Raw genomic sequence first — 22,937 nt, 5'->3', positions numbered from 1 at the left:
TAATGAACTCAGCGGAAATTTTTAAAAAACTTTTAAGTTTTGATTTAAAATGGCAGGATTTTGATTGGCTTTGTGATAGAGGTTTGAGTGAATTTGAGATTTTGATTTCTGTGATTTTGACGCAAAATACAAATTGGAACAATGTCTTAAAAGCTTTGCAAAACTGCAAAAAAGCTCAAATTTCAAGCTTAAATCAAGTCGCAAATTTGGAAAATGAAGTTTTAGCCGCGCTTATAAAGCCAAGTGGTTTTTATAATACTAAGGCAAAGAGGCTTAAAGGCTTGGTGGACGCTATTTTGAAAGATTTTGAAAATCTTGAAAATTTTAAGAAAAATGTGAGTAGAGAATGGCTTTTGAGTATAAAAGGGCTTGGGTATGAAAGTGTTGATGGGATACTTAATTATCTTTGCAAGAGAGAAATTTTAGTGGTGGATAACTATACTTATCGTTTGGCTCTAAATTTGGGCTACGAGTTGGAAGATTATGAGGATTTAAGGGAATTTTTTCAAAATGGTATCGAGCAAGAAGAGCAGAATTTATGTCAAATTTTAGGGCGTAAATGTGAGCTTTATGAGCTTTATCAAATTTATCACGCTTTAATTGTCGCTTTTGGTAAGTCAGCTTTTAAAGGCAAGAGGCTTAATGAGCAAGGTGAAAATTGGATAAAGCAGTTAAAAATACTTTAGTCATCAAACTCGCGTCTTAAAATTGCTCCATTAAAATCTATGATGACTTCAAGATTGTTGTAGAATTTTACTTTGTAATAGTTTATTTTGCGTTCTAATTCTTTGATTGTTGTGTTTTTAAATTCATTTTTTAAAATGCTTGCGATATTTGGAGGTAAGACTTCGTAACTTATCGTCGTGCCTCTTGCTTCAATTTCTTTCCATTCGCCCATTATGTCAAATTCAAGCTCTGTGCCATCACTTAGTGCGATTTCATAAGTGTTATCATCTCTTTGAGCTAGTCCTATTTGGGCTTTGAAATTCTTTTGCAAAAAATCTTTAATATTATTTGGTAAAGATTGTGGAGAAAGTATCACATCGGCTTTTAAACTTAAAAAAAATATGAAAATAAGAGTTAAAAATTTCATCAACTTTCCTTAGAATTTAAGGGAAATTGTAATAATCTTTTGTGAATTCTATGTGAATTTAAGATAGTAAAGTGATTTTAGAGGGTAAATTTGTGATAACTTGGACTTTGATTATTTTAAATACCTTGATTTTTATTTTGCAACATTGGTTTTTTAATACTGAAATTTTTGGCTTGTATTTTTCTCTTAATCTTTTATTTTTTAAAGAAAACTTTTTTTGGCAGCTTTTAAGCTCTATGTTTTTACACGGAAATTTTACACATCTTGCGTTAAATATGATAGTGCTTTTCCAGTTTGGTAGGATTTTGGAAAATTATATAGGAAGTGTGAAATTTGCTTTTCTTTATTTTGTTGGAGGGCTTGTAACATCGCTTTTGAGTGCTTTTTATCTACTTTTTGCTTTTGAGTTTTTGGGGCAAAATATTTTTTTAGTAGGGGCGAGTGGTGCGATTTGTGTTTTGATGGGTTTTTATGCTTTTTTGGATAGAAATAGCACAAAAGGGCTTATAGTGGCTATTTTATTGATGAGTTTTTTACCTTTATTTATGGGGGTTAATGTGGCTTGGTATGGGCATATTTTTGGTTTTATTAGCGGTTATGTTTTGGCATTTTTAAGGAGTAGATAATGCAAAGAATTTATATTTTAAGACACGCAAAGGCTCAAAAAGAGATAGAAACAGATGATTTTAGTAGAAAACTTACAAAAAAAGGCAAGGAAGAATTAAAGATGCTTTTTAAGAAATTAAAAAATTATAAAATCAAATGGGACAAAATTTATGCCTCCCCTGCTACTAGGACGAAAAAAACCGCACAAATCGTAGTAAAAAATTATGGCTATGAAAAGGAAAAAATTTGTTTTGTTGATACATTTTATGAGGCAAATGAAAAGCAGCTTTTTGAATTTTTGAAAAATTTAGATGAGGGCGTAGAAAATGTGCTTTTGGTAGGACATAACCCAGCACTTTTAGGGCTTTGTGAGTTTTTAGGCTCACTTTGTATCCATTCTTTTCCTACCGCCTCGCTGCTTTGCCTTGAGTGTGAAAGTTTTAAAAATTTAAAAGCACATAGTGCAAAACTTGTGTTTTTTGAGCATATCAAACCCTTAAAAGAAAATTAGAATTGCAAAAATTAACTTTCTATTAAAATTTTTCAAGTAGGATTAAAAACTTAATTTAAAAGGAGAAGAAATGAAGAAAATAGTTTTCTTAATGTTTGCTTTGGCGAGTTTCTTATTTGCTGCGGTCAATTTAAATACCGCTACACTTGAAGAGTTGAAAAGTCTAAAAGGTATAGGAGCAACTAAGGCTCAAGCGATTTTAGATTATAGAAAAGAGCAAAATTTCACAAGCATAGAGGAACTTAAAAAAGTTAAGGGTATCGGTGATAAAACCTTTGAAGAGATAAAAGATTCGATTGTTGTGGAATAGTTTAAACTCAAATGTGATTTTAGTTTTTAATGCTAAAATCACAAAAACTTATAGTTTTTTCCTCTCATAAATTTTTCTTAATTTCACATCAAGCTTATAACAAAATTCAAATAAAGCTGGCACAACGAGCAGTGTTAAAAGCGTGGAGCTAACAAGTCCGTAAATAATGGTTATCGCCATTGGTGCGTTTGCTTCATAGCCGCTTCCTCTTGAAAGTGCAAGGGGTAGCATAGCAAATATCATCGCGCAGCTTGTCATCAAAATCGCCCTAAGTCTCATCTTACCGGCGCTTATTAGTGCCTCATCGACACTTAAGCCCTGATGTGTTTTTTTATTTGCCACATCTACGAGTAAAATGGCGTTTTTACCCACCATACCAAAAAGTAAAATGATGGCGATTAGAACAAAAAGGGAAAAATTATGCCCTGTTATAAATAATCCTATGCAAGCTCCACCGAAGGCTAAAGGCATTGTTATCATAATGATAAATGGCAAAATAAGACTTTCATAAAGTGCAGCCAAAACAAGATAGATAAGTATCATCCCTAAAAATATTGCAAAAGCAAAGCCTTCAATTGTTTCGTTTAGTAAATTAATAAAACCTGAAAAAGCGTAATTTAAATTTTTATCCCCCCCTAAAATTTCGCTCATATTATCTAAAAGTAGAGTTTTTACAGCACCTAAGGAAATTTCATTAACCCCTGCTGTGATTTTAACGCTACGATTTTTATTATAATGATAAATGTTTTTTAAATCCTCATTATAAACAAAATCTACCACGCTTAAAAGCTCTAAATTTTCCCCTTGATTATTTTTAATGCTAATTTTTTCCAACGCCTTTATGTCTTTTTTAAAAGCCTCATCAAAACTTAAGACAATATCATCTTTATAATTTCCTCTATCCATACTTCCAACAACCATTTCCCCAAAAGAATAGCCCAAAACCCCCGCGACATATTTAGGATTTACATCTAAAAGCTTGGCTTTTTCTTTATTGATTCTAAGGCTTACTTCAGCTTTTTTAAGGTTGGCATTATCGTTAATATCAACAATTCTTTTTTCTTTTTTTAGCACCTCTTTTGCTCTTATGGTTGCCATTTCAAGACTTTTTAAATCATCTCCTAAGATTAAAAATTGCACAGGCTCATCAATCCCAGCTCCGTCAATTTTAGGCAGTTCTAAAATTTTAATGTCCAAACTCTCATCTTTAAATTTATTCCTATAAAGACTCACAAGCTCACTTTGCCTTAGTTTTCTTTCTCCAAGAGGCTTGAGTTTCACATAAATTTTAGCCCTTGTTGCGTCCTTTGCGTCTTCATAGCCCACAAGCAAAAAGGCATAAGCGACATTTTCATCTTTTTGAATTTTTTCAAGTAAATTAAGCCCCTTTTGCTTCATCGCTTCTAGGCTTAAATCTTCTTTGCTATGGGTGAGAATTTGAATTTCGCTATCATCTTCCATAGGTAAAAAGTCAAGCCCTATCTTTAAAGCCAAAGCAAAGCTTATAACGATAAAAGCAAGGCTTGTGAGTATAAATTTGCCCTTATTTTGTAAGATTTTGTAAAGTAAATTTTCATAAAAAAGCTCCATTTTGGTAAAAAACACTTCGCTTTTTTGGTAAAAGGTGCTTTGTTTTGGATTTAAAAATCTCGCACTTAGTGAGGGTATAAGCAAAATAGAAACAAAAAAGCTAATCACTATCCCAGAAGCAACGCTAATGCCAAGCGTGTTAAAAAATAAGCCAGGAATCGTATCCATATAAGAGATAGGCACAAAAACACAAAGTAAAACCACACTAATGCTAAGCACGGAAAAGCCTATCTCGCTAATGCCAAGATAAGCAGCCTCTAGGGCGGGATATTCTTTTAATTTTTTGGCGATATTTTCAATCACCACAATGGCATCATCGATGAAAATTCCTATACTAAGAGTAAGGGCGATAAAGGTGAGGCGATTTAAATCATACCCTAGTAAATCTATAATGAAAAATGTTGAGATAATCGAGCTTGGTATGGCAATGCAAGCGATAAGAGTCGCACTTAAATTGCGTAAAAATAAAAAAACAATCACAAGTGTCAAAAATACGCCCAAAATCATATCAAAAACCACGCTATAAAGATGTTTGTGGATATTTAAACTCTTATCATAGACGATGTTAAATTCGATATTTTCAAAATTATCTTGCAAATTTGGCAAGGCATTTTTGACATTTTCTATCATTTTTAAAGTATTAAAATTTGCGATTTTCCCAAGTTCTAAAAGCACGCCCTTACCCTCATAAAAAGCGACTTGCTTTTCATCTTCAAAAAGATAAGAAAGCGTGGCGATGTCTTGCAAGAAAACGCCCGGGATAATTCTTAAGCTTTTAAGTTCTTCTAAAGAATTTGCTTCAAAATAGCCCTTTAAGATGTAATTTTGCTTCTCATTTTCGAGCTTTCCTAAGGCTTGTTTGAAATTTTGATTTTCTATGATTTTTGCGACTTCTAAGGCGTTTAGGTGATATTTTCTAAGCTCATTTGGCTTAAGCTCTATGCGAATTTGAGGCTCTTTATAGGCTATGGAATTAATTTCACCGACCCCATCAATTCTTTGCAAAAAAGGCTTGATTTTATCTTTAATGCTTTGCATTAGATAAAGCTCATCTTGACTTTTTAAAAAAAGCGATATGGAAGTGCCAGAGTCGGAAGAGACTTTTTCGATTTCAGGCTTTACATTAAGAGCGAGTGTGCCTATTTTATCGCGGACATCATTTGCTGCGATTTCTAAATCCTTGCTGAGTTTAAATTCCACCATAGTTACGCTAAAATTATCATAAGCTACGGAATTGATAGTCTTAACTCCATCTATCTCACTGATGGCGTTTTCTATCTCTTTGGTGATTTTAGATTCTACGAAATTTAAGTCCCCATTAACTTTTGTGGTGATTTTTACAAGAGGGATATTGACATTAGGAAATAAATTTACATTCATATTAAACGCTGAAATTAAGCCAAAGATAACGAGAGCTAAAAACAGCATTAAAACACTTATGGGACGATTAATGGCTAATTTATACATTTTAATCTTTTATGAGTATTTTGCCCTCGCCAAAAAGACCGGGCTTTAAATTCTTAGCATAAACTTCAGCATAAATTTTACGCGTTTTTGGCTCTATGCTTGGATAAATGAGGTTGATTTCCCCCTCTCTTTCTTCTTGTTCCCCATCAATTTTATAGAGAAATTTTTGTCCAAGTTTTACCCTATCTTTAAATTTTTCATCAAAGCTTAAAATAAGCTTTACATCAGGATAGGAATAAATTTCCAGCAAAACTCTCCCCACACCGCCGACACCCTCGCCGACTTGAACAAATTTATTTGCTATCACTCCATCATAAGGTGCGATGAGCTTTTTTTTCGCAAGGATATTTTCATAATATTTGACATTAAGACTCGCCTTTTCAAGCCTTAATTTTGAAGCCTTAAAGGCGCTTTGTATATCTTCATAGCTTTGTTTGTCGATAACTTCACGCACAGCCTTGAATTTTTGCATTTTGCTTTGTGTGTTTTTAAACTCCACTAAGGCTAATTCTTTGTCATTTTTGGCATTTTTAAGGGCAATTTCTTCGGTTTCACTCTCTAAGCTTAGTAACACATCGCCTTTTTTAACGCTTTGAGAAATTTCGACAAAAATTTGCTCCACCACTCCCATACTTTCAAGTGCTAATTTACTTTGCATTTTAGCCTCTACATTAAAACTAGCATAAATTTCCTCAGCTCCCATCAAAGAAAAGCAAAGTAAAAAACAAGTCAAAATTTTTATCATTCTATTTCCTTATTGATTTCAAGCCCAGCGGTAAAATAATAATTTGCCTTAGTGATTTCAAGCTCATTTTTTGCGAGTTCTAAATCACTTAAAGCCTTAAATTTAAGCTCCAAAGCTCCCAAATATTCCACATAAGAGCAAAGCCCAGCATTATATTTTCTATCTACACTTTCATATGCTAAATTTGCGGCGTTTAGACTATATTTTAAGGCTTTGATTTGTTCTTTTAAAACGCTTAAATTTTTTTCTAAATATTTAAGCTCTTCTTCATTTTGCCTTTTAAGTAAAGCATAATTTGCTTTTTGAATTTGCACATTTAAGCGTTTGCTTTCAAGCTCTTTATTTCTCGCACCAAAATCAAAAATTTTCCATTCTAAGCCGAGTAAAATTTGATTTGTTGTGCCACTCTCATTAAACATTTCTGCGCCTAGATTTTGATAAGGGGCTGGGATTTTTGGATTATGATTATTTTCATAAAAGCTTAAGTGATTTTGCACGAAAAATTTTGGGAAAAATTCCGCCCTTGCCATACTCACGCCCTCATTAGCTAGATAAATTTGCTCTTTTGCTTTTAAAACTTTAATGTTTTGACTTTGGCTTTTGCGTGGCTCTTTAAGACTTGCTTTGCCAAGCGGTGTAAATTCCTTTGTTGCTAAGACAAAAAGCTCTTTTTTAAGGTTTTCTATTTTTAAGAGATTTTGCGAAAGTTCTAAAGAGGCTAAGTGGTATTTTGCCCTTATGCTTTCAAGCTCGTCTTTTGCGCTAAGTCCAGCTTTATGGAAATTTTCAAGTCTTATTAAATTTTGTTTTAAAAATGCCTTTTTTTGTTCATTTGCTTTAACGATTTCTTCAAGGCTTAGATAATTAAAATAAAGCGTTGTGGCACTTAGAGCAAGAAGATTTTTCTGCTCTTTTTTATCTAGTCTTGTGAGAATTTCTTTGAGTTTTAAACTTTTAATATGCGCCTCTCTTTTACCTCCGTCATAAAGTAAGAAATTAAGACTAAGCCTTGAAAAAAGGCTTTCGTTTGGGTCAATTAAACTTCTATCTTTATTATTCGCCATATATCCAGAGTTAAGGCTTAAGCTTGGCAGATAAGCATTAAACGCCGCGTCTTTTTGTGCTATGCTTTGTAAATTTTGAAGTTCTTTGATGAGATAACTTTCATTTTTAAGGCTAAGTTCTATCAATTCGTTTAAATTTGAAGCCTTAAGTATGAGTGGCGTTAGAATCAAAACGAGGCATTTATTAATCTTCTTCATAATTTATTATAATACGCTTTAAATAAATTTTTCTTTTAATCAAAGAGTTGTGATGAAAAATGTAATGATATTAAGCGGGGCTGGACTTAGCGCTCCAAGTGGTTTAAAGACTTTTAGGGATAATAATGGACTTTGGGAAGAATATGATGTGATGGAGGTTTGCTCCGCTTCCGCCTTTAGGAAAAATCCTAAAAAAGTTTTAGACTTTTACGATATGAGACGCGCAGAACTCGCAAAAGTCAAGCCTAATCACGCGCATTTTGTTTTAGCTAAACTTAAGGCTAAATTCCCTCAAAATATCTTTATGCTAACGCAAAATGTTGATGATTTGCTAGAGCGTGCAAATTGCAAAGATGTCATTCATCTACACGGCTTTTTACCCCAGCTTCGTTGTTTAGAATGTGGAAAAATTTTTAATATCGGCTATGAGAGTAGATTGCATCAAATTTGCCCTTTTTGCAAAAGTGCAAATTTAAGACATCATATCGTGATGTTTGAAGAACAAGCGCCTGAGTATCAAACGCTTTACACGCTTTTAGAAAAGACGCATTTATTTATCTCCATAGGCACGAGTGGGGAGGTTTTACCGGTGGGGTATTATGCAAAAATGTGCGAAAAAAGCATTTTAAATTTGCTCCAAAGCGATGAAAATTTGGAGGCTTGTTTTGATAAGGTTTATAAAGAAGATATTATAGACGCAGTGGATAAAATCGCCTTAGATGTGGAGGAGTTTTTAAGTGTTTAAAAGTTTTATTGATGGGGCTTTGCTTGGGGTTGGGGTGGCTGTGCCTTTTGGACCTGTGAATTTATTAATTCTTTCTTACGCGCTCACTTCTTTTAAAAAAGCCTTTTTTTTAGGGCTTGGGGCGTTGGTTGCGGACGCATTTTATTTGAGTTTGCTAAATTTTGGGGTTTTGCATTTTTTAAATCAGCCTTTGTTTTTAAAGATTTTGGCACTTTTTGGCTTTTGCTTTTTTACCTACATCGCCTTTTTAACGATAAAGCAAAAGCCTAAAAATTTGGAAATTCAAAAAAGTAAGGTTTCAAATTCTTTATTTAAAAGCTTTTTGAAAGGTTTGTTTTTAAACATTTCAAATCCTTATGTTATAGGATTTTGGCTTTCTTTTGCCTCTCTTTCTGCGAGTAATGCCTACCCTTTAATCTTAACGCTAGGACTTGTGTGTTTTATCTTTTTTTGGATTTTGGCTTTGCCGTTTTTTGTGGGAAAATTTAGTCATCTTTTTAAGGCTAAGGTGATATACTACATCAATGTTTTTTCAGCTTTAATCATAGAGTATTTTGCTTTAAATTTACTCTATAAAACTTTTTGGGGATAAAAATGAACGCAAAAGAATTTTTAATCGAACTTTTAAAATTTAAATCCATCACTCCAGATGATGATGGGGCATTAAATTTCATCGCTTTGGAGCTTAGTGATTTTGAGGCTTTTTTCATCGAAAAAGAGGGTGTGAAAAATTTACTTTTGACAAAGAAATTTAACGATGAGGGAGAGCATTTAGCCTTTGGAGGGCATATTGATGTCGTGCCAGCGGGTGAGGGCTGGGAAAGTGAGCCTTTTTTACCTTTGGAAAAAGATGGTTTCATTTATGCAAGAGGCGCACAAGATATGAAAAGCGGGGTGGCTGCCTTCATCGCGGCGGTTAAAAATGCCGATTTTAAAGGCTCAAGACTTTCTTTAATCCTCACAAGTGATGAAGAGGGCGAGGCAAAGCACGGCACGATTGAAGTGCTGAAATTTATGGAAGAAAGGCAAATGTTGCCAGATTACGCTATCGTAGCAGAGCCTACCTGTGTAAAGAGCTTTGGAGATAGCATTAAGATAGGACGGCGTGGTTCTATCAATGGAAAATTACTCATTAGAGGCAAACAAGGACACGCTGCCTACCCCGAAAAAGCGATGAATCCTATCCACGATTTTGCTCCAGCGCTTAAATTTTTAGCAGGGTTTGACTTGGACCCTGGAAGTGCCGAGTTTGCCCCCTCTAAAATCGTTTTGACAGACATACGCGCAGGGCTTGGCGTAAGCAATGTAACGCCTAATGATTTAAGATTAATGTTAAATGTGAGAAATTCAAACGACACGAGTGTAGAAGATGTGCGAAATTACATAGAAAAGCTTTGCCACGGGCTTAATTACGAGCTTGTTTTAACGCAAAGCTCCAAGCCTTTTTTAACAGACGCAAATTCTAAAATCGTCCAAAAGCTTAACGAAAGCGTGCAAAAGATAAGTGGGGTCGTGCCTGAGCTAAACACTAAGGGAGGCACATCGGATGCTAGGTTTTTTGCGGAATTTGGCGTGAAAGTGGCTGAATTTGGCGTGAGAAACGACACCATCCACGCGGTTAATGAAAGGGTGAGTGTGGAGGATTTTGAAAAGCTTTGTTTGGTTTTTAAAGATTTGTTGGAGAATTTTTAATGCAGGTTTTAGAGGATTATCAAAAAGAGATAATTGAAATTTATAAAACGAACGATTTTGGTGAGCATTCCTTCCGCACTCCACTTCAAAATTTGCTTAACGCCCTTAGTCCTAGTGTGCAAAATGTTAAAATCCTACAAGAAGCCCCAAGCAAAGATGAAAAAGGCACAGCAAGGGCAGATTTTAAGGTCTATAAACGCATCGACCCTAAAAATAAGCTAAGTTACAATGCTTTAGTGGGCTTTGTCGAGTGTAAAAATATCAATGTGGATTTAAAAAAAGAGCTTCAAAGTGAGCAATTACGCCGCTACACACAAATTTGTCCTAACATCCTTTTGACAAATTATTGTCAGTTTATTTTGCTTTCTTTTGGTAAGGTGATTAAAACTTGCACACTTTTTGATAAAGATAACCCCACGCTTTTTAAAGAGGATGAAAAGCAAGTTTTTTTAACGCTTATTAGCGATTTTTTTAATGAAAACCACGCAAATATCAAAAGTAAAACCGAACTCATCAGTGCTTTATCGACGCAGAGCTTTTATCTTAGCACGGCTTTACATAGCGCTTATGAAGAGTGGCAAAAGCAAAAAAATGCGAAAAATCAAAATTTTTTCAAATTCTTTGAACGCATTTATAGCGAATTTACACAACTAGCACAAATGAATTTTAATGAGTTTGATTTTTGTGATTTAATAGCTCAAAGCGTAGTTTATGGGCTTTTTGTCTCTTTTGTGGAAAATGAGAATTTTGATTTTAGTGAAAATGAAGTGCAAAATTTCATCGCTTATTTGCCTAAAAATTTTAAAACGCTAAGTGAGATTATTTATTTTGCTATGCCAAATTTTAATTTGCCAGAGCCTATTAAAGGGGTGCTAATCAACATACAAAAAACCATATCCTTACTAGATAAAGCCACGATGGCTAAATTTTTAAATTTAGAACTTGAGCAAATCGCCATTTATCTTTACGAGGATTTTATCAAGGCTTACGATGAGCTAAAAGGCACGCAAAAAAGAAGAGAGGGAGGGGTTTTTTACACGCCAGCGCCTGTGGTAAATGCCATAGTTTCTAGTCTTGATGAGCTTTTAAGAACGCATTTTGACAAAAAGGGCTTGAGTGAGCCGGGTGTAAAGGTGCTTGACTTTGCCACGGGAACGGGCAGCTTTTTAGCCTCTGTGTGTGAGAAGATTTTAGAGCAGCAGTCTTGCCTCTCTCAAAATGAAAGCTTTAAAAAAGCCGTGCAAAATGAAGCCATAAAAGAGAAGTTTTTAAAAGAAATTTACGGCTTTGAACTTTCTTTTGTGCCTTATATCGTAGCAAGGCTTAAGCTTAGGCAGATTTTAAAGAAAAAGGGCTATGATGAGGTGAATGAAGCGGACTTTCAAATTTATCTTAATAATACTTTAGACTTAAGCGAGAATCAAGAATACAATTCCACTTCTTTTCTTATGGAGCTTAAAGATGAAAACGAAAAAGCAAGGAAAATAAAGCATAAGGAAAATTTACTTGTCATCTTAGGAAATCCCCCTTATAACGCCAAAAGTAAAAATAAAGGCAAGGAAATTTTAAAGCTTTTGGAGGCTTATAAATTAGGGCTTAATGAAGCGAAGATAAATTTAGATGATGATTATATTAAATTTATGCGTTTTGCGCAGTGGAAATTACTAGAGCAAAAGAAAAATGACCTTTTTGAAAACAACTTAGGTTTAATGGGCTTCATTACTAACAATTCTTTTTTAGACGGACGCACACACCGTGCTATGAGAGAGAGCCTTTTTACAAGCTTTGATGCAATTTATATTTTAAATTTGCACGGAAGCAGTGAAAAAGACGCTAAAGAGGACGAAAATGTCTTTAGCATCAAAGTGGGCGTTTGCATTAGCTTTTTTATAAAATATAAAAATGAGCCAAGCAAGGGAGCAAAACTCTTTTACGCCTCCACAGCGCAAAAAGGCATTTTTAAAAGAGCGGAAAAATTTGCCCTTTTAGACAGCATAGCACAGGAGGGACTAAATTCTATAAAATGGGAAGAATTAAGCTTAAGTAAGCCTTATTTTTGGTTTGTGCCAAAAAGCTTTGAAAATGAGGAATATGAGGATTTTTGGGCTTTAGCGGGGGATAAAGCACTCACGGGGGGGGGGGGGGTAAGGCTGTGTTTTTAGGATATGGTAGTGGAAATCAAGCTGAAAGGGATAAAATTTGCATCCATTTAAATGAAAATTCTCTAAAACAAACTTTGCAAGATTTTAAAGATTTAAGTGTAGAAAAATTAAAAGATAAATACACGCTGAAAGACTCAAGAGACTGGAGTGTGGAAAGAGCTAAAAGCGATATTGTGGCAAATTGCAAAAAAGACGAGGAATTTCAAAAGAAAATTATCAAAATTAATTATCGTCCTTTTGATAGTCGTTGGACTTTTTTTACAGCTAAAAGCAAGGGGTTTTGGGGAACACCATCTAGCTTAAGTCAGCATTTTTTAAATGGGAAGAATTTGGGGCTTACTTTTGTAAAATTTGGTAAAGGTAGCGATCACACTTCAGCTTTTATTAATAATGGCTTAGTGGAGCGTTGTCAGCTTGTGGGGCATAGTAGTGGTTGCTACATCGCTCCCCTTTATCTTTACGATATTGAGGGAAAAACTCCAAATTTCACGCCAGAATTTTTAGCCTATAAAGAAAAACATAAAATTTTAAAGCATAAAAACGAGGAGCAAATTCTAGCCTTTATCTATGCGAATTTATATAATCCAAAATATAGAAGCAAGTATTTAGAATACCTTAAAATAGGCTTTCCAAAAGTGAGCTTTGAAGTGAGTGTAAAAGAATTTGAGCGTTTTGAAAGGCTAGGAAGCAAACTGATAAAACTGCACCTAATGCAAGAAATCCCGGAGGATAATATAGACTTTGAGGGGGATTTTGCTTTTAGTTTTATAGAAAAAAGACAAGAAAGTGAAAGGTTTAAAGAGGACGCGCAGAAAAAGGGGCGCATTATTTTAAATGAAAAGTTAAGCATAATAGGCATAAGCCGCGAAGTGTGGGACTATACCATAGGCGGTTATCAAGTCATAAAGCAGTGGCTAAAGTATAGAAAAGATTATGTTTGCACCAAAGAGGAGCTAGAACACTTACTTAAAATTTGCAAAATTCTTAAAAAAACCATAGAAATTCAAGGAAAGCTTAATGAAATTTAAAAGCTGTTATTTAAGTGATGATGTAGGGGGCTTTTGAATGCTCGTTGGAGGTGAAAAATGATAATCAATGGCGAAAAGCTTGATTTAAAAGAGTTGAAATTTGCGGATTATGTAGAAAAAATGGGCTTAAGAGCGAATTTAATCGCCCTAGAGCTAAATGGTAAAATCGTGCCTAAAAGCGAATTTGAAAACTTAATCTTAAAAAAAGGCGATAAAGCCGAAATTGTAAGTTTTGTAGGAGGTGGGTGATGAGGATTAAATTTAATGGCGAAGTGATTGAGACGCATTTTAAAACAAGCGGGGAATTTTTTAAAAGCGTGAGTCAAAATGAAAGCGATGTATGGATAATAAACGGCTTTGCGACTAAAGATGAGGTGGATTTAGATGAAGGTGATGAGCTTTTTTGCATAGCGAAAAATACCCTGCCGCCCCCTGAGGCACTCGATGCGATGATGAGGGCAAGGCACACGCCAAAACTTCACGATAAATTAAAAGCGGCAAAAGTGGCGGTGTGTGGGCTAGGTGGGCTTGGCTCACATATAGCGATAATGTTAGCTAGAAGTGGGCTAGGAGGACTTAAGCTTATCGATTTTGATGTGGTAGAGCCGAGTAATCTTAACCGCCAAGCCTACCGCGTGAGTGATTTGGGTAAATTTAAAACAGAGGCTTTAAAAGAGCAAATCGCTGAGATAAACCCTTACACTCAGGTAGAAATTCATACTTTAAAGATAGATGAAAATAATTTAAAAGAGCTTTTTAAGGATACAAATATCGTTTGTGAAGCCTTTGACAGGGCTGAAGCTAAAGCAATGATAGCACAAAATTTTCATAGATATTTTGCAAATCAAGTGTTAATTTGTGCTTCAGGCTTGGCGGGATATGGAGATAGTAATAGCATACAAACGCACAAAATCGCTAAAAATTTCTATGTGTGTGGAGACTTGAAAAATGGTGCAAAAGTGGGTAATGGACTGATGGCACCACGCGTAAATATCTGTGCGGCACATCAGGCGAATTTGGTGCTTGAACTTTTGGCAAAGTGAGCTAAAAGGGGTTTAAATTTTGTCGTTTTGGTCGATTTAAGGCTAAGGAGACAAAATGCAAGTAGATTTAAAAAATTATTATTCGCCTTATTTTCAGCTAAAAGAAGAGATAAGGGCAAAATTATCGCAAGATAAGACGCAAATTTTAAAAGAAAAAAGTGTGGAAGATTCTGGGGAAAAAGAGGAAAATTCTAAGCTAAATGCTAAAGATGGCAAAACGCTTTCAAAAAACGAGGAAGAGAAGATTGAGGGGCGTAAAGTCGAGGGCGATGGGCTGGTTGATTTGTATGAAAAATTGCAAGAATTATTAAGTGAAATCGCAAAACTTAGTGCAAAAATGCAAAATACAAAAGATGAGCGTATGAAAGAGGTGTTTTTAAAGCAAATTATGACTTTAAATGCACAGGTTATCGAGATAACGAATCTTATCCAAGAGCTTGAGGCAAAAAGTAAGGCGAGTTCTTAGTATAAATTTGGGCGGGGGCTTAAGTTTTTTATTTTTTAGTCGATTTAGAGAGTGTCTAGACTAAACTAAAGGAGGCGACTATGATTTCTGATATGAGTAATGCTTCTTTGAGGACGGCGATTAACACTTCTTTGTTGAAAAAAAGTATAGATACAAATGAAGCTTTGATGGCTAAACTTATAGAGGGTTTAAGTAGCGGTTCTTTGCAGACTTCACAAGCACCAGCTGTTGATGCAGCGGCTATTAAAACAAGCACTCTAGACATTTACGCTTAATTTAAGGCACGACTTCGTGCCTTTTCCTACCTCACGCATTTTTTCTTAATCAAAATTAGTTATAATTTTGCATTCAATTTGAGGAGTTGGTATTGCAAAGGATTAAGAAAGTAGTTTTGAGTGAAACTTTCCCCGGAATTTTATTGATTTTTTTTACTTTTTTTGCACTTTTGTGTAAAAATTCTGCATTAAGTGTTATTTATACGGATTTTTTCCACGCTAATTTTACGGTGGGTTTTGATAATTTTCAAATTGCAAAATCTTTAGATTTGTGGATAAATGATGGTTTGATAGCGATTTTTTTCCTTTGTATAGGGCTTGAGCTTAAATACGAGGTTTTAAGGGGACAGCTTAAAAATATTAGGGCGGTTTCTTTGCCTATTTTTGGTGCACTTGGGGGTATGATAGTCCCTGCACTTATCTTTGCTTCGATTAATTTTCACGATTCGTTTGCGATGAAGGGTTGGGCTATCCCAACGGCTACGGATATCGCTTTTGCGGTAGGGATTTTAATGCTTCTTGGCAATAAAATTCCCGCAAGTCTTAAGCTTTTTTTACTCTCCCTTGCCATTTTTGATGATTTGGGTGCGATTGTAATTATTGCTTTATTTTACACAGACCAGCTTTCAACTTTGGCGATGTTAATTTGTTTGATGTGTATGTTTGTCTTATTTTTTCTCAATTATTTTCACATCACGCACTTACCAATGTATGTTTTAGTGGGTGTGATACTTTGGATAGCTATGCTTAAAAGCGGAGTGCATGCGACTTTAGCGGGGGTCATTATCGCTTTATTTATCCCTTTAGATACTAGGGAGAAAAAGCCTTATTTACACAATGTTTTAGAGAGTTTAAATCCTTGGGTAGTTTATTTTATTTTGCCTTTATTTGCCTTTGCAAATGCGGGGATTGATTTAAGGGGCATACATTTTGCCTCCATTCTCTCCCCTGTGAGTCTTGGGATTATTTTAGGGCTTTTTGTGGGTAAGCAAGTGGGAGTATTTATTTTTGCTTGGGTGGCGATTAAATTAAAACTTGCTAAGCTACCTGAAAATGTTCGCTATTCTCAATTTTATGGTATTTGCATACTTACAGGCATCGGTTTTACGATGAGTTTATTTATCGATTCTTTGGCTTATAAAAATAGTGCGATTTTTGAACACACAGACAAACTTGCGATTTTACTTGCAAGTTTTTTAAGTGCGATTGTGGGTTATACATATTTAAAGATTGTTAAATGAGTTTATTAGATAGACTTAGGAGTTTAATCCACAATGAAGCCTTTGGGGGTGTTTTACTGATTATTTGCACGATTTTTGCCTTGCTCGTGCAAAATAGCTTTTTGAGTGATTATTATAGAGAATTGTTAAATTTAAATATGGGTTTTGTTGCTGGGGAATTTAGCCTTGAAAAGCCTTTTTTACTTTGGGTTAATGATGGGCTGATTTCCATTTTTTTCTTTGCCATAGGTTTGGAGCTTAAAAAAGAATTTGCACAAGGGGCGTTTAAAGAGGCGAAAAATATTATTTTACCGCTTGTTGCTGCAGTGGGCGGGATTATTATCCCTGCGAGTATTTTTGCGTTGATTAATGTAAATGATGCTTATACGCTTCAAGGTTGGGCTATCCCAACGGCTACGGATACAGCTTTTGCTTTGGCAATTTTAATGATGTGCGGAAAACACATTCCAAGTTCTCTTAAAATTTTCTTGCTTTCTTTGGCTATTTTTGATGATGTGGGTGCGATTTTAATTATTGCGATTTTTTACACTTCTAAGCTTTCTATTTTTGCTTTTATCGTGGCAAGTTGTGCGATTTTTGCTTTATTTATTTTAAATTTTTTAGGCATTACACGCAAGTCTTTTTATTTTATTTTATCTTTAATTCTTTGGGTGAGTGTTTTAAAAAGTGGAGTGCATGCGACTTTGGCTGGACTTATTACTGCATTTTTTATCCCTGCCTTTACAAAAGAGGGTAAGCCTTTTTTAAAAGAAATTGATGAGAGTTTGAAATTTTGGCTTGTTTTTGTTATTTTACCTTTATTTGCCTTTGCAAATGCAGGGGTAAATTTAGCAAATATCGACTTAAAATCGATATTTTCAGGTGCTAGCGTGGGAATTTTCTTAGGGCTTTTTGTGGGTAAGCAAGTGGGGTTTTTTATCTTTTCTTATTTGGCGATTAAAAGCGGTTTGGCAAGTTTGCCAGAGGGAGCAAATTTTAAGCAGCTTTATGGCGTTTGTATACTGACAGGCATAGGCTTTACGATGAGTTTATTTATCGATGGTTTGGCTTATGAGGTGAGCGACATTTTTAATTATGCTGATAATCTTTCCATTTTAGTTGCTTCTTTTTGTTCTGGAATTTTTGGCTTTGTTTATTTAAGATTTTTTGCGAGGAGTTGATGAAAAAATATATTTTAGGAATTTTCTTAATTTTTTTCTTAAGTGGATGTAGTTTTTTACCGCAGAATTTGTCTTTTTACAAACCGAGTTATTCTAAAAGTCCCACAGAAGAAAGACTTAGAGCTGTTAGCAAAGAGTGGCAACGCACACCTTATGTTTTAGGAGGGACGAGCAAGAGGGGGGCGGATTGCTCGGGATTTACGCAAAGTGTGATGAGGGAATTTGGCGTTTCTTTACCACGCACAACTAAAACGCAAATGAATTCTGGTAGAAAGGTTTCAAAATCCAAACTTCAAGCTGGAGATTTGGTTTTTTTCAAAACGGGTCGAGGTCCTAATGGTATGCACGTGGGTATTTATCTTGGTAGAAATGAATTTATGCACCTTTCTACTAAAGGCGGAAGCAAGGTCGCAAGTTTTAACAATAGCTACTGGAAGCCGCGTTATATGGGCGCTAGGCGTTATAATATTGCATTGAGAAGATGATGAGGGTTGGTGTTTTTGATAGTGGAGTAGGGGGACTTAGTGTGCTAAAGTCCTTGTATGAGGCGAATTTATTTGAAGAGATTATTTATTATGGCGATACGGCTAGAGTTCCTTATGGGGTTAAAGATAAAGAGACGATAGTCAAATTTTGCCTTGAGGCTTTGGAGTTTTTTAAACAATTTAACATCGATATGCTTATCATCGCCTGTAATACGGCTAGCGCTTATGCTTTAGAGGAGTTAAGGGCTAAGGCTGATTTCCCCATTTATGGAGTAATAGAAGCTGGAGTAAGAGCAACTTGCAAAAGTTTAAAAGATAAAGATAAAGAAATTTTAGTGATTGCCACAAAAGCGACAATTTGTTCAAAGCAGTATCAAATGGGCTTAGAAAAAGAGGGTTTTACGCGCGTAAAAGCTCTTGCAACTGGGCTTTTTGTGCCTATGGTTGAGGAGGGAATTTTTGAGGGAGAGCTTTTAAAAAGTGCTTTTTTACATTATTTTAAAGATGTGAAAAGTCCAGATGCACTGATTTTGGCTTGCACCCACTTTCCTTTACTAAGCAAGGCTTTGGGGGAATTTTTTGGAGAGAAAACAAAGCTGATTCATTCTGGTGAAGCCATAGTGGAATTTTTAAAGCAAAACTCACATTTTAAATCCTTAGACAAAAAGGCAAATTTGCGTTTTTTTGCTTCAAGTGATATTAATGCCCTAAAAAACACAGCAAAACTTTGGCTTAATTTAAATTAAAGGAAAAACAATGATAGAGCTAAGAAAACCAGCAGAAATACAAAAACTTAGAAAGGCAAATCAAATTGTCGCTAAAACTTTGGATTTTTTAGAAAGAGAAGTTAAAGCTGGAATGAGCTTAAGGCAGATTAGCGAAATGGCTGAAGAGCATATTTTAAGCTTGGGCGCAAAGCCTTCTTTTAAAAATCTTTATGAATTTCCTAGTGCTATTTGCACTTCTTTAAATGAGGTTTGTATCCACGGCATAGCTGATGATAAAGTGCTTAAAGAGGGCGATATTTTAGGTGTTGATGTGGGGACTTTGCTAGATGGTTATTATGGTGATGCGGCGAGAACTTTAGCCATAGGACAAATTTCTAAAAAAGATGAAGAATTAATCGCTTGTGCGAAAGATGCTTTGTATTTTGCCATTGATTCCATACGCGATGAAATGCGTTTTAAAGAGCTTTCTGCACTTTTGGGTGAGTTTATTTTAAGTCGCGGTTTCGTTCCTTTGCAAGGATACTGCGGACACGGCATAGGCACTAAGCCGCATTGTGAGCCTGAAATTTTAAATTATCTTGAGGACGGAGATAGTGTTAAAAATGGTTCTAAAATAAAAAATGGTATGGTTTTTTGCATCGAGCCTATGATATGTCAAAAAGACGGCACGCCAAAGCATTATAATGGCAGGTGGGATGCGGGCAGTCAAGACGGGCTAAATACTGCACATTATGAACACTGCGTAGCTATCATTAAGGGTAGGGCTGAAATTCTTTCTCAAATTTAAAAAAGGAAAAGTGATGAGTAAAAGCAAAATTTTTAGTTTGTTGTTTTGTTTAGTTGTGCTTAGTGTATTTTATCTTACTCCAGCGCCTATGGGTTTAGAGGAGAATGCTTGGCATTTTCTAGGGCTTTTTACGGCTGTAATTTTAGCTGTGATTTTGCAAATTATGCCTTTGGGGGCTGTTTGTTTGATAGCTATTGCTATTGTTGCACTTAGTGGTATTACTACGCCACAAAGTCAAATTAGAGCCGCTCACATTAAAAGTTTGCAAGGCATTGTAATGAAAGATAATGCAAATTCACAAAAAATCGCTATGGATACCGCGACACAAGAGGCGGTTTTTAATGCTTTACTTGGTGCGAGTCAAATGCCTAAGGAAAAACTTGATGAAATTCTAATTCTAAAAGATAAGAATATGCAAATTGACGCTTTGGCTAAATTTTATGCGAAAAAAACCTCAGGAGTGCAAAAAAATAAGCTAATTGATGAGAGTAAAATTTTCGCCCTTAATGCTCTCGCACTTCAAACGATGTCGCAAGAAGCCATTGATGAAAAGGTCAATAAAGCCATTTCTAGCTTAAAATCTAAAACAGGCATCAAGGATGCTTTAAGTGGTTTTTCAAATTCACTCATTTGGCTTATCGTTGTTTCCATCATCATTGCAAGAGGTGTTATAAAAACGGGACTTGGAGAAAGATTGGCGTATTATTTTATTAGCATTTTTGGTAAAAGAACGCTTGGAATTGCTTATTCTATCGTAGCGAGCGAGACAATCTTAGCTCCTGTTACCCCTTCAAATACTGCAAGAGCTGGAGCTATCATCAATCCTATCGTTCAAGCGATTAGCCGTTCATTTAAGTCAAGCCCTGAGGATAACACACAAAGTAAGATAGGCACTTATCTTTCTTTGGTGAATTTTCAAGCAAATCCTATAAGTTCTGCGATGTTTATCACAGCGACCGCACCTAATCCTTTAGTGGTGGATTTAGTCGCACAAGCGACAAATATGGAGATTAGTTTAACTTGGTCGCAGTGGGCTTTAGGGATGTTTTTACCGGGAATTTGTGCGATGCTCATAATGCCTCTTGTGATTTATTTTTTAGCACCCCCTAAGATTAAGCAAACGCCTAATGCCTCCAAATTTGCTAAAGATAGACTTGCAGAACTTGGCTCTATGAAAAAGGCTGAAAAAATAATGCTTGGCGTTTTCCTACTTTTACTTGCTCTTTGGGCTGGAGCTTTGGGTCTTTTCTTTGGCATTACGCTTAATGCGACAAGCGTGGCTTTGCTTGGGCTTTCTTTGGTGTTAATTAGCGGAGTTTTAAGCTTTGAAGATGTGCTGAAAGAAAAGGCAGCGTGGAATACTTTAGTATGGTTTTCTGCTCTTGTGATGATGGCGACTATGCTTGGAAAGCTTGGTGTTACGCAATTTTTGGCTGAAGCACTTGGAGGCTTGGCTTCTGCTATGGGGCTTGGTGAAATTTCTGTGATGATTTTCTTAGCTCTTGCATTTTTGTATGCACATTATTTTTTCGCTTCGACAACGGCACACATTTCGGCGATGTTCTTTGTTTTTTATAGTGCGGGTTTAGCTCTGGGTGCGCCTCCTTTGCTTTATGCTTTTATAATGATAACGGCGGGTAATGTTATGATGGCTCTTACACACTATGCTACTGGAACTGCACCTGTTATTTTTGGGACAAACTATGTCAGTCTTAAGCAATGGTGGGGAGTGGGATTTGTCATTTCTGTGGTTGATATGCTGGTGATGATTAGCGTTGGTTTGGTGTGGTGGAATTTTTTGGGCTTTTACTAGAATTTACCAAAAAGGGTAAATTCTAGCTTATAAAGCCACTTGCGATAACTTTGTCCTTATCGTAAAAAACTGCCATTTGTCCGCTAGCTAGTCCATAAACTGCTTCTTTGAGCTTAATTTTGGCATTTAAATTTTCATCTATCAAAACTTCACAAGGCACACTTTTAGAGCGGTAGCGGATTTTTACTTCACATTCAAATTCCTTTTTGTCGATGAAGAGATTGATATTTTGAAGTTCAAATTTTTCAACTTTCAGCTCTTCTTTCGTGCCAACTACAATTTGATTTTGCTTAGGATTTATCTTTAGAACAAAATGCGGTTCGTGAGCGCCTTTCACCTCAAATCCTCTTCTTTTGCCTATGGTATAGTGCATATAGCCATTATGCTCCCCTACGATTTTACCGCTACTATCTAGCACTTCTCCTTTGATATTTGTATCCATAAATTGATTTAAAACATCGACATAAGTTTTTTCTACAAAGCAAATTTCACTACTTTCTTTTTGTGTGGCAAAAGATTTTAAAGGCTCTATAGTAGACGCGAATTTTTTCACATCCTCTTTTTTCATTTCTCCAAGTGGGAAGATGAGGTAATTTAGAGCTTCTTTATCTGCATTAGCTAAGAAATAACTTTGGTCCTTACTTTCATCAAAAGCGACTTTTATACATCCGTTTTCAAGTCTAGCATAATGTCCAGTAGCTAGTTTTTCACATCCTAAACTTTTAGCAAATTCTAAAAGTTTGCCAAGCTTGATAAAGCGGTTGCATAAGGCACAAGGATTTGGCGTTTTACCTTCTTTGTAGGTATTGACAAAAGGCATATAAACCTTAGCTTTAAATTCCTCTTGCAAATCTAAAATATGATGGGGGATTTGTAAGAATTTAGCGACTTTTTCAACTTTAGCTATGTTTTCCTCGTGGTATCCTGCTTTGCCGTGTAGTTTCATATAGCAACCTATAACTTCGTGTCCTGCGTTTTTAAGTTTGTAAGCTGTTACCGTGCTATCAACTCCTCCGCTCATTGCGACTAGAATTTTCATTGTTTTCCTTTAAAATTTGAATTATTTCTTCTATATCGTCAGTGATTACATACCTAGAGATGTCATTTTTATCGATGACCTTAAGTTTAAGTAAGGAATTTCTGACAAAATCATCTAAGCTTTGCCAAAAATCTTTTCCGTAGAGTATGATGGGAATATTCTTTTTAAATTTGAGTTGTTTGAGCGTTAAAACATCTAACAATTCATCAAGTGTCCCAAAGCCGCCCGGAAAAATCACAAAAGCAAAACTCTTTTCAATAAGAGCCATTTTGCGAATGGCTAAGCTCTCAAAAGTGATGCTATATTCCACAAAATCATTAAGTCTTTGCTCGTGTGGAAGCAAGATATTAAAACCAACAGAACTTATGAAATCTGCATCTTGTTCGAAAGCACCCTCATTGGCTGCTTTCATTATGCCACCACCTCCGCCGGTAATGACACAAAAACCCTCTTCTACACATTTTTTAGCCAAAGCCCTCGCCTTAATACAGTAAGGATTGTGTTCCTTTAGGCGTGCCGAGCCAAAAAAAGTAACTGGGTTTTTAAAATTTGGTATGGTAGCAAATTTTTCTAAATCTTTTCTTATTTCTATGCTCATTTTATACCTTTTAAGTTAAATTTAAAAATGTTAATTTTAGCGAAAAAATATAAAATTTTTTCAAGAGTTTGTTGTAATTTTGTGTTACGAA

General features: G+C 35.3%; 25 protein-coding genes. 19 read left to right on the top strand and 6 right to left on the bottom strand.

The window, feature by feature from the left end; genetic code table 11:
* Nucleotides 1–2 precede the first annotated feature (2 nt).
* Nucleotides 3–686, top strand: a complete 684-nt coding sequence (locus CHELV3228_RS06575) for a 3-methyladenine DNA glycosylase (RefSeq protein WP_082200227.1) — start codon at nucleotides 3–5, stop codon at nucleotides 684–686.
* On the opposite strand, the gene CHELV3228_RS06570 is transcribed toward CHELV3228_RS06575, so the two are convergent.
* Complete coding sequence (locus tag CHELV3228_RS06570) at nucleotides 683–1,093, bottom strand: PepSY-like domain-containing protein (protein ID WP_082200226.1); 411 nt, start codon at nucleotides 1,091–1,093, stop codon at nucleotides 683–685. The two genes, CHELV3228_RS06575 and CHELV3228_RS06570, sit on opposite strands and share 4 nt — an antisense overlap.
* Before the next feature lie 92 nt (nucleotides 1,094–1,185).
* Here CHELV3228_RS06570 and CHELV3228_RS06565 point away from each other — a divergent pair, with 92 nt between their 5' ends.
* The 3 genes from CHELV3228_RS06565 to CHELV3228_RS06555 all read left to right on the top strand — a co-directional run bounded on the left by CHELV3228_RS06565 (nucleotide 1,186) and on the right by CHELV3228_RS06555 (nucleotide 2,520).
* Nucleotides 1,186–1,719, top strand: a complete 534-nt coding sequence (locus CHELV3228_RS06565; RefSeq protein ID WP_082200771.1) for a rhomboid family intramembrane serine protease — start codon at nucleotides 1,186–1,188, stop codon at nucleotides 1,717–1,719.
* Nucleotides 1,719–2,210 (top strand): SixA phosphatase family protein, encoded by a 492-nt coding sequence (locus CHELV3228_RS06560; RefSeq protein ID WP_082200225.1) that lies wholly within the window; start codon nucleotides 1,719–1,721, stop codon nucleotides 2,208–2,210. The genes CHELV3228_RS06565 and CHELV3228_RS06560 overlap by 1 nt, the downstream gene beginning before the upstream one ends.
* A gap of 70 nt (nucleotides 2,211–2,280) precedes the next feature.
* On the top strand, nucleotides 2,281–2,520 hold the full coding sequence (locus CHELV3228_RS06555) for a ComEA family DNA-binding protein (protein WP_082200224.1): 240 nt from the start codon (nucleotides 2,281–2,283) through the stop codon (nucleotides 2,518–2,520).
* 48 nt (nucleotides 2,521–2,568) lie between these two features.
* Here the strand turns inward: CHELV3228_RS06555 and CHELV3228_RS06550 are convergent, their stop codons facing one another.
* From CHELV3228_RS06550 to CHELV3228_RS06540, 3 genes are read right to left on the bottom strand one after another with little or no spacing between them, the layout of a single operon-like run.
* Entirely contained in the window at nucleotides 2,569–5,577 is a 3,009-nt protein-coding gene (locus CHELV3228_RS06550) for an efflux RND transporter permease subunit (RefSeq protein ID WP_082200223.1), read from the bottom strand.
* Between the two features lies 1 nt (nucleotide 5,578).
* Nucleotides 5,579–6,319: an efflux RND transporter periplasmic adaptor subunit gene (locus CHELV3228_RS06545; RefSeq protein WP_370445653.1), complete on the bottom strand. Its 741-nt coding sequence runs from the start codon at nucleotides 6,317–6,319 to the stop codon at nucleotides 5,579–5,581.
* Complete coding sequence (locus CHELV3228_RS06540) at nucleotides 6,319–7,584, bottom strand: TolC family protein (RefSeq protein ID WP_082200221.1); 1,266 nt, start codon at nucleotides 7,582–7,584, stop codon at nucleotides 6,319–6,321. Before CHELV3228_RS06540 ends, CHELV3228_RS06545 begins: the two co-directional genes overlap by 1 nt.
* Before the next feature lie 52 nt (nucleotides 7,585–7,636).
* Between CHELV3228_RS06540 and CHELV3228_RS06535 the strand changes: the two genes are divergently transcribed.
* The 15 genes from CHELV3228_RS06535 (at nucleotide 7,637) to CHELV3228_RS06470 (ending at nucleotide 21,209) form a co-directional block, all read left to right on the top strand.
* Nucleotides 7,637–8,329 (top strand): SIR2 family NAD-dependent protein deacylase, encoded by a 693-nt coding sequence (locus CHELV3228_RS06535; RefSeq protein WP_082200220.1) that lies wholly within the window; start codon nucleotides 7,637–7,639, stop codon nucleotides 8,327–8,329.
* Nucleotides 8,322–8,921 carry a LysE family transporter gene (locus CHELV3228_RS06530; protein WP_082200219.1) on the top strand — a complete coding sequence of 200 codons (600 nt, stop codon included), beginning with the start codon at nucleotides 8,322–8,324 and terminating at the stop codon, nucleotides 8,919–8,921. Before CHELV3228_RS06535 ends, CHELV3228_RS06530 begins: the two co-directional genes overlap by 8 nt.
* 2 nt (nucleotides 8,922–8,923) lie before the next feature.
* On the top strand, nucleotides 8,924–10,021 hold the full coding sequence (gene dapE / locus CHELV3228_RS06525; protein ID WP_082200218.1) for a succinyl-diaminopimelate desuccinylase: 1,098 nt from the start codon (nucleotides 8,924–8,926) through the stop codon (nucleotides 10,019–10,021).
* The gene (locus tag CHELV3228_RS06520; RefSeq protein WP_244289593.1) at nucleotides 10,021–12,183 is read left to right on the top strand and encodes an N-6 DNA methylase; all 2,163 of its coding nucleotides are present in this window, start codon (nucleotides 10,021–10,023) and stop codon (nucleotides 12,181–12,183) included. Before dapE ends, CHELV3228_RS06520 begins: the two co-directional genes overlap by 1 nt.
* On the top strand, nucleotides 12,174–13,211 hold the full coding sequence (locus CHELV3228_RS10585) for a type ISP restriction/modification enzyme (protein WP_139455154.1): 1,038 nt from the start codon (nucleotides 12,174–12,176) through the stop codon (nucleotides 13,209–13,211). The genes CHELV3228_RS06520 and CHELV3228_RS10585 overlap by 10 nt, the downstream gene beginning before the upstream one ends.
* A 57-nt stretch (nucleotides 13,212–13,268) precedes the next feature.
* A complete protein-coding gene (thiS, locus tag CHELV3228_RS06515) occupies nucleotides 13,269–13,460 on the top strand; it encodes a sulfur carrier protein ThiS (RefSeq protein ID WP_082200217.1) in 192 nt (63 codons plus the stop codon).
* Entirely contained in the window at nucleotides 13,457–14,254 is a 798-nt protein-coding gene (thiF, locus tag CHELV3228_RS06510) for a thiamine biosynthesis protein ThiF (RefSeq protein WP_115588771.1), read from the top strand. The genes thiS and thiF overlap by 4 nt, the downstream gene beginning before the upstream one ends.
* 55 nt (nucleotides 14,255–14,309) lie before the next feature.
* A complete protein-coding gene (locus CHELV3228_RS06505) occupies nucleotides 14,310–14,720 on the top strand; it encodes a hypothetical protein (protein ID WP_082200215.1) in 411 nt (136 codons plus the stop codon).
* Nucleotides 14,721–14,800: 80 nt separating this feature from the next.
* The gene (locus tag CHELV3228_RS06500; protein WP_082200214.1) at nucleotides 14,801–14,995 is read left to right on the top strand and encodes a putative motility protein; all 195 of its coding nucleotides are present in this window, start codon (nucleotides 14,801–14,803) and stop codon (nucleotides 14,993–14,995) included.
* A 92-nt stretch (nucleotides 14,996–15,087) separates the two neighbouring features.
* A complete protein-coding gene (gene nhaA, locus CHELV3228_RS06495) occupies nucleotides 15,088–16,236 on the top strand; it encodes a Na+/H+ antiporter NhaA (protein ID WP_082200213.1) in 1,149 nt (382 codons plus the stop codon).
* Nucleotides 16,233–17,396 (top strand): Na+/H+ antiporter NhaA, encoded by a 1,164-nt coding sequence (gene nhaA / locus CHELV3228_RS06490; protein WP_082200212.1) that lies wholly within the window; start codon nucleotides 16,233–16,235, stop codon nucleotides 17,394–17,396. The genes nhaA (CHELV3228_RS06495) and nhaA (CHELV3228_RS06490) overlap by 4 nt, the downstream gene beginning before the upstream one ends.
* Complete coding sequence (locus tag CHELV3228_RS06485) at nucleotides 17,396–17,881, top strand: NlpC/P60 family protein (protein ID WP_082200211.1); 486 nt, start codon at nucleotides 17,396–17,398, stop codon at nucleotides 17,879–17,881. Before nhaA (CHELV3228_RS06490) ends, CHELV3228_RS06485 begins: the two co-directional genes overlap by 1 nt.
* Nucleotides 17,881–18,627 (top strand): glutamate racemase, encoded by a 747-nt coding sequence (gene murI / locus CHELV3228_RS06480; protein WP_082200770.1) that lies wholly within the window; start codon nucleotides 17,881–17,883, stop codon nucleotides 18,625–18,627. The genes CHELV3228_RS06485 and murI overlap by 1 nt, the downstream gene beginning before the upstream one ends.
* Before the next feature lie 10 nt (nucleotides 18,628–18,637).
* Complete coding sequence (gene map, locus CHELV3228_RS06475; protein ID WP_082200210.1) at nucleotides 18,638–19,396, top strand: type I methionyl aminopeptidase; 759 nt, start codon at nucleotides 18,638–18,640, stop codon at nucleotides 19,394–19,396.
* Between the two features lie 13 nt (nucleotides 19,397–19,409).
* Entirely contained in the window at nucleotides 19,410–21,209 is a 1,800-nt protein-coding gene (locus tag CHELV3228_RS06470; protein ID WP_082200209.1) for a DASS family sodium-coupled anion symporter, read from the top strand.
* A 22-nt stretch (nucleotides 21,210–21,231) separates the two neighbouring features.
* Here the strand turns inward: CHELV3228_RS06470 and mnmA are convergent, their stop codons facing one another.
* Complete coding sequence (mnmA, locus tag CHELV3228_RS06465) at nucleotides 21,232–22,248, bottom strand: tRNA 2-thiouridine(34) synthase MnmA (RefSeq protein ID WP_082200208.1); 1,017 nt, start codon at nucleotides 22,246–22,248, stop codon at nucleotides 21,232–21,234.
* Nucleotides 22,214–22,846: an LOG family protein gene (locus CHELV3228_RS06460; RefSeq protein WP_082200207.1), complete on the bottom strand. Its 633-nt coding sequence runs from the start codon at nucleotides 22,844–22,846 to the stop codon at nucleotides 22,214–22,216. The genes mnmA and CHELV3228_RS06460 overlap by 35 nt, the downstream gene beginning before the upstream one ends.
* Nucleotides 22,847–22,937: the final 91 nt, after the last annotated feature.

The sequence above is a fragment of the Campylobacter helveticus genome, assembly GCF_002080395.1.
GTDB lineage: Bacteria > Campylobacterota > Campylobacteria > Campylobacterales > Campylobacteraceae > Campylobacter_D > Campylobacter_D helveticus.
The sequence above is the reverse complement of the archived record's forward strand: the minus strand, read 5'-3'. Positions and strand labels throughout refer to the sequence as shown.